Source organism: Pseudomonas sp. LBUM1666 (assembly GCF_059695775.1).
The window spans coordinates 3,747,559-3,760,187 of the sequence record NZ_CP166789.1 but is presented as its reverse complement, the minus strand read 5'-3'; the positions used below and the strand labels follow the sequence as shown (position 1 = coordinate 3,760,187).

The window sequence follows — 12,629 nt, the reverse complement described above, 5'->3', positions numbered from 1 at the left end:
TCTGGCTAACGACGTTCAGGCCTCCCCGAGGGCTGCCCGCGTTGAGCGGGCATCGGAAATCATCCGAACTAATTCAGGCACCTGATTCAGGGTCACTCGCAGGCATCCCGCGAGCCTCCTTATCGTTTTCGTCCTGGTCGTTCATCTGTGGGTCGTTGTCTGGGTTATCGACGTGGCTGTTCGTACCAGCTTTTGGATGCTCACTCGATACCGAATTAGTAGCATCCACATCATCCATATCTGCATCGACAGGAGCTTCATCGTCGGTCGGTAATGGAACTTCGTACTGGTTCCAGCTCGGGTCGTGGCCAGTTTCGTTGTCCGTGGTGCGTGTTTCGCGTTGCTGCGATTTATTGCCTGGTGCGTTCTCGTTAATTTCCATGGTGGCTCTCCGACCTAATGTGCGTGATTTCCGTGCTTAAACATGAGAAGCGGTCGTGCGCTGCAAGTGCCTACCATTGGACAGACGGCGAACACAAAAAACCCGGCTTGCTGGCCGGGCTTTCTCTCCTATCGCATATCGTCTGATAGCGGTGTTATTTCATCTGCCTCTGGTGTAGTCCTCTCACCAGGTTCTTTCCAGTCTTCTGGGCGATCATCGCTGGGTTTTGTTAACGGATCGTATTTATTCGGATCGTCTGGATCTAGCGTCGGCTCATCTGAACCTGGCTCAGGCTTGGATGGAACAGAACCTTGTGTTTGGTCTCGAAAACTCGAATCGGAAGACATACCCACCTCACCAATGAGGTCCAGCTTTTCTGGGCCGTAATAGTTTGAAGTTGGCAGGTGAAAAGTGTGCGACTGAGCAGATGAGCGGGCAGCAAAAAGCCGATTTCTGCCTGTCACGAGGGGCTGCAATCGACCCGCTCCAGCCATACAGTCGCCTTTAAAAGGAGATATTCGCGTGTCTCAGTTCCGGACATAGTGAGGTCTTCGGCTAGGCGAATTTGACGTGCTGACCGAACCCACTCTCGACTAATCGATCAACGGAGGATCTCGAGCAGCGCTTGGCGCATCGGCTCGCCGGAGACATGGACGAGGCCGGAGAAGGGCGAGTCCAGCTCCAGAATCATTATGATGCCTCCCGAAACCGCAACCGAACAGAGGCAGAAAACGGCGATAGTCGTGGCATGGCGAGGTGCGAACAAGCCGAAGCTGGCAAAAACAAGGCTAAGCCAAAAGATCAGCAGGATAAGGAACGGCATCGGAATGTTGCTGGCACGCTGTTCCGCTAGCAGCCAGCGCGCCTGTAACAAATCGTCCGAAAGCGTGAGTGCCTGCGAGCGCAGCCAGCGCTGTCTCGGATCAGTCGGCACAAGCAATAGAATCGATTCTTGTGTCGCCTCCATCATCCGGACAGTCGCTTCGGTTGACTGTGATGGTTCCCCCGCCGCCGGGAACAACTCCTGCATTTTCACCCTCGCGTAGTTGCGCAGCTTAACGCGGGTATCCGCCGCCTCTGGCCCGTAACGCTGCATCACGCGGTTGATGCGGACGATGTCGACGGCGATCCTGGATACTTCATTCGACCGTGTCGAGAACGAACTGTTCGCCGTCGAGATCATCAGGCCGATCACCAAGGCCGAAAGTGTGCCGACAATCGCCGCCGAAACGGAAATCGCATTGCGCGACTCATTGCTGAGGTGATGCTCGGGCAGAGCCCGCGCAGCAAAGATGCCAACAAGAGCGCCACCGAAAATAGCGACGAAGGCGATCAGTCCGACAGCGAAATGGTTCATGAGAGAAAATTGCGCATCGCATCACCTTGGCATTCCTGCCGTCGTCGGGAAGGCTTGCGCCGCATGCGAGTAACACGCCCGCCATGGCAAGCAGCCTTTCGAATTGCGTTGCGAGCGGCGCGCTCAGGATCGTTTGCTGCTCTGGTGGAGTGTAGTGCGATTTCAGCGCGAAACTTTCCATGTCCGCTTCTGGCCGGACTGCGACGGTCTAGCCTCGACCGTCGCAGTGGATGGTCAGACTTCCGTCTGTTCCGCCATTTCCAGGGCATCATCGACCTCGATTCCCAGGTATCTGACGGTGCTTTCAAGCTTCGTATGACCAAGCAGGAGTTGGATTGCTCTCAGGTTTTTCGTCCTGCGATAGATCAGCGATGCCTTGGTTCGCCGTAGCGTGTGAGTACCGTACATGGTTGGGTCAAGGCCAATGGCTGTCACCCAGGCTTTGACTATTCGAGCGTATTGCCTGGTAGATAGATGATCTGAGCTGTGCAACCGGCTCGGAAACAAGAAGTCCTCGCTGCGAAGGCGGGCCTGATGCATCCAAGCCTCCAGAACCGCTCGGGTTTGCTCAGTGATTTCAAATTGAACTGGGTGCTGAGTTTTCTGCTGCGTCACGATGGCCCGTGACGACACATGTTCTCCATGGGCTATGTCCCGTACACGCAGCTTGGTTAAGTCACAGGCGCGCAGCTTGCTGTCGATAGCCAAGTTGAAGAGAGCCAGATCCCGTGTCTTCTCCGCGAGCTGGAGTCTTACCCGGATGGCCCAGATATCTCTGACTCGGAGCGGGGCTTTCTGCCCGACAAACTTTCCCTTGTTCCAAGGCTGATGGCTGTATGTAGCAATAGTGTTCATGGCTTGTCCTCCACGTTGAGGGAGGACAAGGGTGGATCAGTCACGGTGCGTGGTCGCTATCCGACCCAAACCGGTCAGTCGTGACAGGCAGAAAACGGCCGATTGTGTTGAAAAAGCCGCCCCAGACCTGACGGTCTATGCATTGATCGCGAAAACTTCTTTTCTACACGCAGCTACGTCAAATCTTGTCGGTAGAGAATGGCACCCACCTACGTATTTATTCAGCGGTTCTTTTCCCATTGCTCATTGCTCATCGCTAAGCGAAACCCGAGATGGGACATGGAATTCATAGGATCTGCACCCTGCCTGGCACTGGTTCGAAAGCTCGTACAGTAGCTGTCGCTACAAAGAAAAGAACCACCTCGGATCACACGCTGTGGTGCGTTGGCGGTAACCCCGAGTTCGGGGTCATAGCTATCGGATGGCCCCGCCGGGTTCACAGCCGCCGCACCTGCCGGCTGATGCCTTACTCTAAACGCATCGGCACGATACCAATCGGCGACCCACTGCCAAACGTTCCCGGACATGTCGTATAGCCCGTAGGCGTTAGGTCTGTAACTGCCTACCGGTTTGGTGCCGATCTTGAATTTATTACTGGTCCCGGTCACGGGAAACGGTTGTACCTCATCCCAAGTGTTCGCCATTTTTTCTCCATTGGGTGTGAAATCATTCCCCCATGCATAGGTCGCTTGTTCCAGTCCGCCTCTTGCGGCGTACTCCCATTCAGCTTCAGTCAGCAATCGCTTATGTGCCCACGTTGCATACGCCTGCGCATCTTCAAGTGAAACCTGCACCACGGGATGGGTTTCCTTACCCTCAATTGAACTGTCGGGGCCCAACGGGTGGCGCCAGTCAGCCCCGGGGACAAATGCCCACCACTGACTGAAATCGTTCAGGGCGACTGGCCTGTCGGTGCCTGCGAAAACCAATGCCCCAGGCACCATGACACTGTCGTCCGGCTCCAGAGTACCCGGCGGTAGCTGTACCTTCAGATCTTCCCATTTGGGTTTGCGTTCTGCGGTGGTGATGTAATGCGTTTCAGCAATGAAACGGGCGAAATCGGCATTGGTGACGTCGTAGCGGTCGATCCAATAGCCGTCGAGTCGAACCTTGTGGGCCGGCCCCTCGTTAGGTCGCGCCTGCTTATGATCGCTGCCCATCAAAAATTCACCCGCAGGGAGCCAGACCATACCCACGGGGCCATTTTCCCCATCACCGAGGGTCAACGGTGACGGTCCGCGAATGTGCTGGTACGTAGCAAAAGCCAGGCCGGCAGATACTATCCCGACTGCGACTAAAACGATGCCCAAGCGCCGATTCCTGATAAGCATTTGCGCTCCCTTGGTTTCTGTAGGTTGTGACCCTTTCTAACCCTTTGACCACGGGTGAAATCCGCGTCCAGAGAGGAACGGTCTGCGCTCCTCACACCCGAGCCGGTGCTCAATCCTGCTTTGCCTTCTGCTCCATTGCCGCCTGCAACTTCTTGATGTCCTCGGGTGACAAGTGCGGGCGATCGACCTTGATCGTCAGCTGGTTCAGTTTGGCCGTCAGTGGGAACGGCGGCAGGTAGTCCGCATCGTTCACGCCGGTCAGTGTGTCGGAACCGATGTCGAACGCCTCGTCCCACTGCAGGATCATCGGCAGCGTGCGCTCCATGCGTTGAGTAGCGACCACCTTGTCATCCACCTTGAGCGTGCCAGTGCCAGGCTGGGCGAGGCCACTGAAGTCGTTGAACTCAAGCGTGCCCACACCCACCCCGTCGTACTTGAAGTCAAACTCAATCGTGTGACGGCCCGGCGGTAGCGCCTCAGGGCCTTCCCACTTCAGGCGTTGCAGATCAATCAGGTTCCACAAGAACACTGGCTTACCCTTCAGCAGGTAGAACCCATACCCGGAGAACCGTCCTCCAGACGTAAGGATCATGCCTTCGGCACCACCCTGCGGTACTTCAATGTCGGCGTTGATCGTGTAGGAGGTGTTTAGTAACAGCGGCGAGTCACCCTGCGGCAATCCGGTCATCGGCTTCGTATAGACGAACTCCGTGCGTCCAGCGGTGATATTTGGGCGCGGCGCAATGATGCGCGCAGCCACCGAGGCGTCCAGCGGTAACACCTGGTACTTCTTGGCCTCGGCAATGAACGCCTGCTTCATCTCCTTGACCTTTTCCGGGTTCTTGTCCGCAAGGTTATCAGTCTGGTTGAAGTCGGTTTTAAGGTTGAAGAGTTCAAGCACCTGGTTGTTCAACGGATCCGGATTGGCCGGGCCAAAGGCCTCCCACGGCGCACGATTGACCTTCGTGCTCAGAAACCAGCCGTCCTGGTACAGGGCCCACTGGCCAAACATTTCGAAGTATTGCGTCGTGTGCTGCGACGGCACCTTGGCATTCTTCGCATCGAAGGTGTAGGCAAAGCTCGTCCCTTCGATCGGTTTCTGCGCGATGCCATCCACCATGTCGGGCGCTCGGATGCCGGCCGCCTCAAGGATTGTTGGCACCACATCAATCACATGCACGAACTGCTCGCGCAGGCCGCCCTTGTCCTTGATCCGCGCCGGCCATGAGACCACCATGTTCTGATTGATGCCGCCGAGCTGCGAGGCATTTTGCTTGAACCAGGAAAACGGTGTGTCGAAGGTCCAGGACCAACCTGCCGACATGTGGTTATAGGTTTTATCGGTGCCCCACACGTCGTAGTACTTCATCTGTTCCGCAACCGGCACACTGATGCCGTTGAAAAAGGCGACTTCGTTGGGGGTGCCAAGTGGACCCCCCTCGGCACTGGTGCCATTGTCACCGTTGATATAGATGATCAACGTATTGTCGAGCTTGCCCAGATCCTCGACCGCCTGGACGACGCGGCCGATCTCACTGTCGCTGTAGGCGGCATAGGCGGCGAAGACCTCAACCTGGCGGATATAGAGCTTCTGCTCCTCGGCCGTCAGTTGGTCCCACTCCTTGAGCACCTCTTTCGGCCACGGTGGCAACTGGGCATCTTTTGGAACCACCCCCAAGCGCTTCTGGTTTTCGAAGATGCGCTCGCGCACTTTGTTCCACCCCTCGTCGAAGAGCTTCATCTGGCTGATCTTGTCTACCCACTCCTTGGTCGGGTGGTGCGGCGCGTGCGTTGCGCCGGGCGCGTACTTGATGAAAAACGGTTTGTTGGGGTCGATCTGATGGATACGCGTCATCCAGTCGATCGCGTCATCGGCCATAGCCGTGACCAGGTTCCAGGTGCCGGGCGACTTGCCAAGGAACGGATAGATCTGGGTCGTATTGCGGAACAGGTTTGGCTCCCATTGATTGGCATCACCGCCGACGAAACCGTAAAAGTACTCAAAGCCCATGCCGGTTGGCCATTGATTGAACGGCCCGGCCTGGCTGGCAGCGAAGACTGGCGTGTTGTGGTCCTTGCCGAACCAGGAAGTCGAGTAGCCGTTATCAAGCAGGATGCGCCCGATCGTCGCCTTGTCCCGGTCGATGATGCTGTTGTAGCCCGGGAAGCCGGTCGACTGCTCAGAGATCACACCGAAGCCTGCCGAGTGGTGATTGCGCCCGGTGATCAGTGCGGCCCGAGTCGGCGAGCACAGCGCCGTAGAGAAGACCCGGTTGAAGCGCAGCCCCTGCTGCGCGATGCGATCCATCGCGGGTGTCGGAATGACGCCACCGAAGGTGCTGGGCACGCCAAAGCCGGCGTCGTCGGTGATGATCAACAGCACGTTGGGCGCCCCTTTCGGCGGAACAACGCGCGGCGCCCACCACGGTTTGGACTGCAGGGCGTCTTCCTGAATGACTCCGCCAAATTTCGGATCGGGGGGTGGCAGCTGCGAGCCGCTGATACTGATGGTGGCGCTGGGTGAACCTAGTGTGCCGGTAACTTGCTCGGCAAACACGGGTGCCGATGCCAGGAAGGCGCCGGCAATCGCAACAGGGAGGTAAGCGATCAACTTGAAGGGGCGCATAGCTCTTTGCTCCATTCGGAACTGATTGAGTTCGATGGGCACGCTCAGAACTGCGGGGCGTAGGTAGGTGTAGCATTCGCTAGTGAAGCGTAGCCGCGGAATCTGTGCCGGTAATGCGGGCTGGCACGCATTCGATGGACGGTAGCGCGCTCAACTGCTCGCCAACTCAGGAAAACCTTCGGGCAGGTTGAGCCAGGAAGGGCAGGTGAAACCTGCAATGCTCACCCTGTGTGATTATCCTTCCGACAAAACACCATTTTGCTTTAGCGAATTTTCCGCTTCACGCTCTGAGGAAGTCAGTCATGTCCGCTTCTGGCCCAGGCTGTGTGAAAACGCGCTAAATACGTCGAAAACTGAGAGGCGCGAGGATTGCCTGTGAAATCAGCGGGCGGAAGCGCGAATTACCTTAGTCAGCTACATAGACGTTCCTAATGCCGTTTGGGCCGCGTCAGCGGCCCAAACGGCTACTAACGGGCGAGCCAAGCGGCTGGATTCACGCCCTGATCGCCTCAAGCAGTCCTGCGATGCCAAAGATGCTCATCATTCGTTTGAGGTTGTAGGCGAGCACATGAAGGCTCATTTCGGTACTTACTCGCGGAAGTGTTTTGGTCAGGAAGTGGGTGGCTCCCATCCAATATTTGAGCGTTCCAAAAGGATGCTCAACAGTCTGGCGGCGAACCTTCATCTTCCCCGGGTCATGCTCCAGCCGAACCTGCATCGCGTCGACTACCGCTTCATGTTCCCAGCGCTTCACCCGACGCTCCTTACCCGTCGTACATTGCTTTTGCATTGAGCAGGACTGGCAGCCTGAGAAGTAATAACAATGCAATAACATGCCGTCTTCCGTCGACGAATGTCGCCTGGTTAGTAACTGCCCCGCAGGGCATCGATACTCGTCCGACGCCGCAAGATAGATGAAATCCTGCTTGCCAAATCTGCCTTCCGCTTTGCTGCCAGATGTGAGGGGTTTCGGTACGAAGGCAGTGATGCCGGCTTGCTCGCAAGCAAGGATTTCCAGACCTTTGTAATAGCCTCGATCAGCCACCACCGTTAGCGATTCAGCTCCAATTTCTTCACGCGCTTGGTTCGCCATATTGCTCAGCTGCCCGCGATCATTGCCAACGTTGGTCACCTCATGGGCAATGATCAAATGGTGTTTGTCGTCGACAGCGGTTTGCACGTTGTAGCCAACCGTCCCGGTGCCTCGACCGCTCGTGGCCATTGAGCGTGCATCTGGGTCTGTGAGGGAAATCTGCTGGTCTGGACTTTCGTGGAGCTGTGCCTCGATTTCCTTGAGTTTCTGCATCTGCTTTTTCAGTGTTTCTATCTTTTCTTTAAGCCGCTCTGCTTTGGCCTCGGCCACTTCGGGCGTTGCCCGATCCGCCGAATCCATCGCCGCCAGATAGCGATCAATGCTCTGCTCGATCTGCTGCATGCGTGCCTTCACCTTGCCCTGAGTGAAGTTGCGGTCGCGATTATTGACGGCTTTGAATTTGCTGCCGTCGATGGCGATGATCGACTGAGAGAAGAGATTGAGGTTGCGGCAAAGAACTACGAACTGGCGGCATACGTTGCGAATGGCTTTGCCGTTGTCTTTGCGAAAGTCGGCAATGGTTTTGAAGTCCGGAGCCAAACGCCCCGTTAGCCACATCAACTCGACGTTGCGCTCGGCCTCACGCTCAAGCCGGCGGCTGGACTGAATCCGATTGAGGTAGCCGTAGATATAGATCTTCAGCAACACCGCTGGGTGGTAGGCCGGACGACCCGTTGCAGCAGGATCAACACCTTCAAACCCAAGTGCACCCAGGTCGAGTTCATCGACGAAAACGTCGACCACTCGGACTGGATTTTCTTCGGTTACGTAATCGTCCAGACACTCCGGCAGCAAGGTGACTTGCGTCCGAGCCTCACCTTCAATGAATCGCTTCATGATCGCCCCCGCTACGATCTCGACGATCAGAAGATTAGACAATTGCAGGTGTTTTCACACAGCCTGGGTCAGAAGCAGACGTTCATAGCGGTCCACTTCTGGCCGACAGCTGAGTGTCCGAGAGGGTTGCTATCGATCCAAAACAGGCACGTCTCCCTTTCACAATCCACGTCTGCGCAGGTCGCCTTTTCCGGTTTTTCTCTTGATATCCCCCGTCCCGATGGCGTTCAGCATTTTCTGAAACTTTGAGCATTCAATGTGACGAGCAGCAGGGCAGGACGCTACTCGACGAAGCTCGTCGCGTATGGCGCTGAGTCGCTCGATGGTACGGTTCAGTTCGTCAGCCTTTTCGTTAAGCCGCTGGCGATCAATGTCAGGCTGACCCTCCGCGTCCAGCATGGCGACGAGATCGTCCAGTGAAAACTCTGCCGACTGCCCGAGCGCGATCAAGGACTATCGCTGGAGTACATCGGCACGAAACACGCTGATCATGGCATATCGGCTTTTATTCAAGCACGAGTGTTTGGCCTGGCGTCGCTTGACTATGGCCTGGTCGGTCGTTGGCTGGGCCACATGTTGCAAGGGCGGTTTCGTCACGCCCCGATCATGACGGCGGCTCCTGTCAGGAATGAACGCCTGATGGGGTGGGTGTTCCATTACGTCACGGGCATTGTCTTCGCGATGGTGCTGATCGGTGCGAAAGGGCTTGCCTGGATCTGCAACCCCACGCTGGTGCCTGCGCTGGTGATGGGGTTGGTCAGTGTGATTGCGCCTTTCTTCATCATGCAGCCCGCGTTCGGTTTCGGCGTTGCCGCTTCGAAGACAGCGGTACCGAGCGTGGCAAGGCGCAGAAGCGTCACTGCGCATCTGACGTTCGGACTGGGGCTTTTTGTGGCGGGATGGCTGTTGATGCTGCTCTTTCCGGCATCGTTATGCCTAAGTTGAGTGCCTTTGGGGCAGCGGTGGTGCTCAGGGTAAGAACGTAAGTCCTGAGTGTCTGTTTCTGGCCGTTCTCTGCCGGTTATGTCCGCGAAGCGTGCCGGTCAAATCCGATGCAAATGACGGGTCAGGTCGAATGCAAATGGGTGGGCAAGTAGGTGTAATTACCCAGCCAAAAAACGGGCGAAGAAATTCACGGCTTTTGATGCGCATAAACACGTATCAAGGTTCGCGTTTAAAGACACCCGCTGTTACGTCCTAACGGCTACACCGCCTTGCGCCGTTGCCTACGTGTACGCCAGAATCCGCTGGCTTGTGCGGCTGTGGGGCGGGCTATATCGTTTCCCTGTCACTGAAAAACAGTGATCGGGTTTGGTAGACCCGTAGCATCGACGCATAGCGTCACCTTTGGCGGTCCTTTCCCAGGGCTGCGGTTTCATGGTGGCCATGCGTAGGGCTCCTCCGGGGGCGCCGGTTCCGATGCCCGGTCTACCAACCTCCGTATGGCCGCCACCCTCCGTTTGGTAGCGAGATGGTGATGGCTCCAATTAAGTAGCATCGGAGTTTCATCTATGTTCAAAGTTACGCCCAACCCCCCGAATACCGGTCCGTTACCCTACGACGCCTTTCTTGATCTTGACCCCAAGAAAATGAAAGAGGCGGCCGACCGCGCACTCAGCTTCTACCTCGACCCCGGGGCGTCGAAAACGCAGATACCGCCCCGCAAGCCCAGCACCATTTTCACCATCGACGCAGCGGTGGATGACGAAACGTTGCTCGTCGAGGCCTGCGAATCGTTGGCATCCGCCAGCGCCATGGTCAACGATCTCACCGACTTGACGGACGGCCCACGACGGCAAACGATGCTGGTGCTGCAACGGGTCATCATGTTGGGGGAGTTAGCGGTCAATCGCGTACTGGATAACCACAAGCCTGGGTAGTCGCCAGGCGGGTAGCGAGGGCGCTTGCGCCCTCGCTGTTTAGCAGCATTCACGCGGCTCGTGGTCACGCTGGAAGGTCCTCTCAGACCCCACGTCGCACCGGATAGCTCTTGATCACATCCAGAAACTCAATGCGACGTTCGCTGACCAGCAACTGCGGGAGCAGCTGTTCATACGCCTGTCGATACGGCTTGCTCAGGTGACGCGTAATGAAGTCGTCCTTGCTGCAGTTCCAGGTTTCGTAAAGCACCAAGGTGTTCGGGTCGTCCTGGAGTTGGTGGACCCAGGTGTTGACGAAGTCCGGCTCGGCCGACATCTGGTGCACCACGTCCAGCAGCCGTTCTTTCATTTCGGCGAAACGTTCCGGTTTGGCCGGCAGGTAAACGATAAACGCGACTTGATCACTCATTTCATCACCTTCGAATGCTGTGAATGGGTTACTGCGCCTGGTTCTGCGGGAACAGATTGCGCCGGGTTTCTTCGTCGAATTCAGCCTTCAGCACCAGTTTGTCTTTCAAACCCTGGGCCCGCTGGGCGGCCGGCCGGGCGCTGATTTCATCGAACAGGCGCTTGACGTTCGGGTACGCCGCCAGACCGTTCTCGCCGAGGATGTACGGCGCGTAATTGGCCCAACCCCAGAGCGCCATGTCGGCGATGCTATAGGAGTCGCCGGCCAGGTACTGATGGTCGGCCAGTCGCTGATCGAGCACGCGGTAGTGGCGTTCGACTTCCTTGAGGTAGCGGTTTTTCGCATACGCCAGGTCTTCCGGTGCGTGGTGCAGGAAATGCACCGCCTGGCCGGAAAATGGCGACAGGCCGGTGGCGATGAACATCAGCCAGGACAGTAACTCGGCTCGCCCGGCCACGGAGGTCGGCAGGAAACGCTGATGTTTTTGCGCCAGGTGCAGCAGGATCGCCTGGGAGTCGAAGACGGTGGCGTCGCCATCGACCAGGGCCGGTACTTTGGCGTTCGGGTTGATCGCCAAAAAGGCCGGCAGGTGTTGCTCGCCCTTGAAGGTATCGACGCCGATCAATTCGTAGGGGGTTTGCAGCTCTTCAAGCAGCAGGGCGACTTTCATCGGGTTCGGCGAAGGGTGGAAAAAGAACTTCATGGTGTAGGCCTCAGTCAGTGGTTGGTTTTGAACTGAGGCTGATGTTGCAGTAAACACGTTCGAATGACGTGCAAGCTACTTGCTTTACTCGTTCGAAACTATCGAACGTGTTGTCGGCACTTTAGCGGTTGATCGCGACGTGGCGATGACTGCCCCGGCGATAATCAGCAGCGCGGGGACGATCAGAATCGGGCTGGCATGGCTGCTCCCCACGGTGATCAGCAACACCGTGGAAATCAGCGGCGCCAGGTAGGACAGCGCCCCCAGCGTCGCCAGACTGCCGTGTTTGGTGGCGTGGTCCCAGGCAAAAAACGCCAGGCCTACCGGTCCAAGCCCGAGGACGACAATCGCGGTCCATTGGCTGAAGTCGGGCTGCACCGTGGTTTCGAACGCCAGGTGACAGACCAGTCCGGCCACGGCGACCAGGCCACAGATGCCACCAATGATGCTGCTCGGTACTTCGCTGAACCGGCGGTTGATCACCGAGTAAACCGACCAGATCAGCGCACAACCGAACGCCGCGAGATAACCGGCGATGGGCATCGCGGCATCAGCATTCGGAGCGCGCTGCTGCATGATGAAAGCCGTGCCGGCCAGGCCCAGCAGTGCGCCGAGCAATTGCCGCTTGTGCAGTTTTTCTCCGGCCGAGAACGCCGACAGCAACACCAGCAACAGCGGCCAAAGGTAGTTGATCAGACTGGCTTCGGCCGCCGGGGCGGCTTTGAGTGCGAAAAAGTACAGCGCGTGATAAACGAAAATTCCGACGAACCCGGTCGCCCATACAGCCCAGGGCTGTCGCCAGCTACTGAAACCGGCGATCCCGCGTCGGCCCAGAATCACCAGGCTCGCCGCGAACGCCGCGCCGAAACCCAGCGTCAGCAGTTCAAACGGTGGAATGCCTTCGGTGAGGGTGGTCAGCAATGCCAGTGAGGACCAGAGAAATATCGCGATGACACCAACGGCGGTGGCGGAGTGAGGGGCTTTATTGGAGTGGAATACCTGGTTTGAGTCGGTCACGTGCGCCTCTCCATGGGCAAGGACGAATTTCATCGTGCCTCAAGCGTAGCAGTGTTTACCAGGGATACCATTCGTCTGAACTGTAATTTGTGACAGGTAGGCATAATTCAAGGCTCAGAGAATACTGGCTCCGTAACTT

The 12,629-nt window shown here is 57.1% G+C and carries 12 protein-coding genes; 2 read left to right on the top strand and 10 right to left on the bottom strand.

Annotation, left to right across the window (positions count from 1 at the left end; translation table 11 throughout):
- Positions 1 to 73: 73 nt before the first annotated feature.
- The 7 genes from ACA056_RS17125 to ACA056_RS17095 form a co-directional block, all read right to left on the bottom strand.
- Positions 74 to 382 carry a hypothetical protein gene (locus ACA056_RS17125; protein ID WP_497266351.1) on the bottom strand — a complete coding sequence of 103 codons (309 nt, stop codon included), beginning with the start codon at positions 380 to 382 and terminating at the stop codon, positions 74 to 76.
- Between the two features lie 601 nt (positions 383 to 983).
- The gene (locus ACA056_RS17120) at positions 984 to 1,739 is read right to left on the bottom strand and encodes a bestrophin-like domain (protein ID WP_497266349.1); all 756 of its coding nucleotides are present in this window, start codon (positions 1,737 to 1,739) and stop codon (positions 984 to 986) included.
- 234 nt (positions 1,740 to 1,973) lie between these two features.
- The gene (locus ACA056_RS17115) at positions 1,974 to 2,594 is read right to left on the bottom strand and encodes a tyrosine-type recombinase/integrase (protein WP_497266347.1); all 621 of its coding nucleotides are present in this window, start codon (positions 2,592 to 2,594) and stop codon (positions 1,974 to 1,976) included.
- A 221-nt stretch (positions 2,595 to 2,815) separates the two neighbouring features.
- Positions 2,816 to 3,904 (bottom strand): formylglycine-generating enzyme family protein, encoded by a 1,089-nt coding sequence (locus tag ACA056_RS17110; RefSeq protein ID WP_497266345.1) that lies wholly within the window; start codon positions 3,902 to 3,904, stop codon positions 2,816 to 2,818.
- A gap of 130 nt (positions 3,905 to 4,034) precedes the next feature.
- Positions 4,035 to 6,551, bottom strand: a complete 2,517-nt coding sequence (locus ACA056_RS17105; protein ID WP_497266344.1) for an arylsulfatase — start codon at positions 6,549 to 6,551, stop codon at positions 4,035 to 4,037.
- A gap of 493 nt (positions 6,552 to 7,044) precedes the next feature.
- Positions 7,045 to 8,481, bottom strand: coding sequence for an IS1182 family transposase (locus ACA056_RS17100; RefSeq protein ID WP_497266342.1), 1,437 nt, complete (start codon positions 8,479 to 8,481; stop codon positions 7,045 to 7,047).
- 159 nt (positions 8,482 to 8,640) lie between these two features.
- Positions 8,641 to 8,931 (bottom strand): MerR family DNA-binding protein, encoded by a 291-nt coding sequence (locus ACA056_RS17095; RefSeq protein WP_497266340.1) that lies wholly within the window; start codon positions 8,929 to 8,931, stop codon positions 8,641 to 8,643.
- Between ACA056_RS17095 and ACA056_RS17090 the strand changes: the two genes are divergently transcribed.
- Entirely contained in the window at positions 8,914 to 9,426 is a 513-nt protein-coding gene (locus tag ACA056_RS17090; RefSeq protein WP_497273554.1) for a DUF2938 domain-containing protein, read from the top strand. The genes ACA056_RS17095 and ACA056_RS17090 overlap by 18 nt on opposite strands.
- A 566-nt stretch (positions 9,427 to 9,992) precedes the next feature.
- The gene (locus tag ACA056_RS17085; RefSeq protein WP_497266338.1) at positions 9,993 to 10,361 is read left to right on the top strand and encodes a DUF6124 family protein; all 369 of its coding nucleotides are present in this window, start codon (positions 9,993 to 9,995) and stop codon (positions 10,359 to 10,361) included.
- A gap of 82 nt (positions 10,362 to 10,443) precedes the next feature.
- Here the strand turns inward: ACA056_RS17085 and ACA056_RS17080 are convergent, their stop codons facing one another.
- The 3 genes from ACA056_RS17080 to yddG form a co-directional block, all read right to left on the bottom strand.
- Entirely contained in the window at positions 10,444 to 10,770 is a 327-nt protein-coding gene (locus tag ACA056_RS17080) for a putative quinol monooxygenase (protein WP_095131236.1), read from the bottom strand.
- A 28-nt stretch (positions 10,771 to 10,798) separates the two neighbouring features.
- Positions 10,799 to 11,473: a glutathione S-transferase family protein gene (locus tag ACA056_RS17075; protein WP_497266336.1), complete on the bottom strand. Its 675-nt coding sequence runs from the start codon at positions 11,471 to 11,473 to the stop codon at positions 10,799 to 10,801.
- 84 nt (positions 11,474 to 11,557) lie between these two features.
- A complete protein-coding gene (gene yddG, locus ACA056_RS17070; protein ID WP_497266334.1) occupies positions 11,558 to 12,490 on the bottom strand; it encodes an aromatic amino acid exporter YddG in 933 nt (310 codons plus the stop codon).
- Between the last annotated feature and the right edge of the window lie 139 nt (positions 12,491 to 12,629).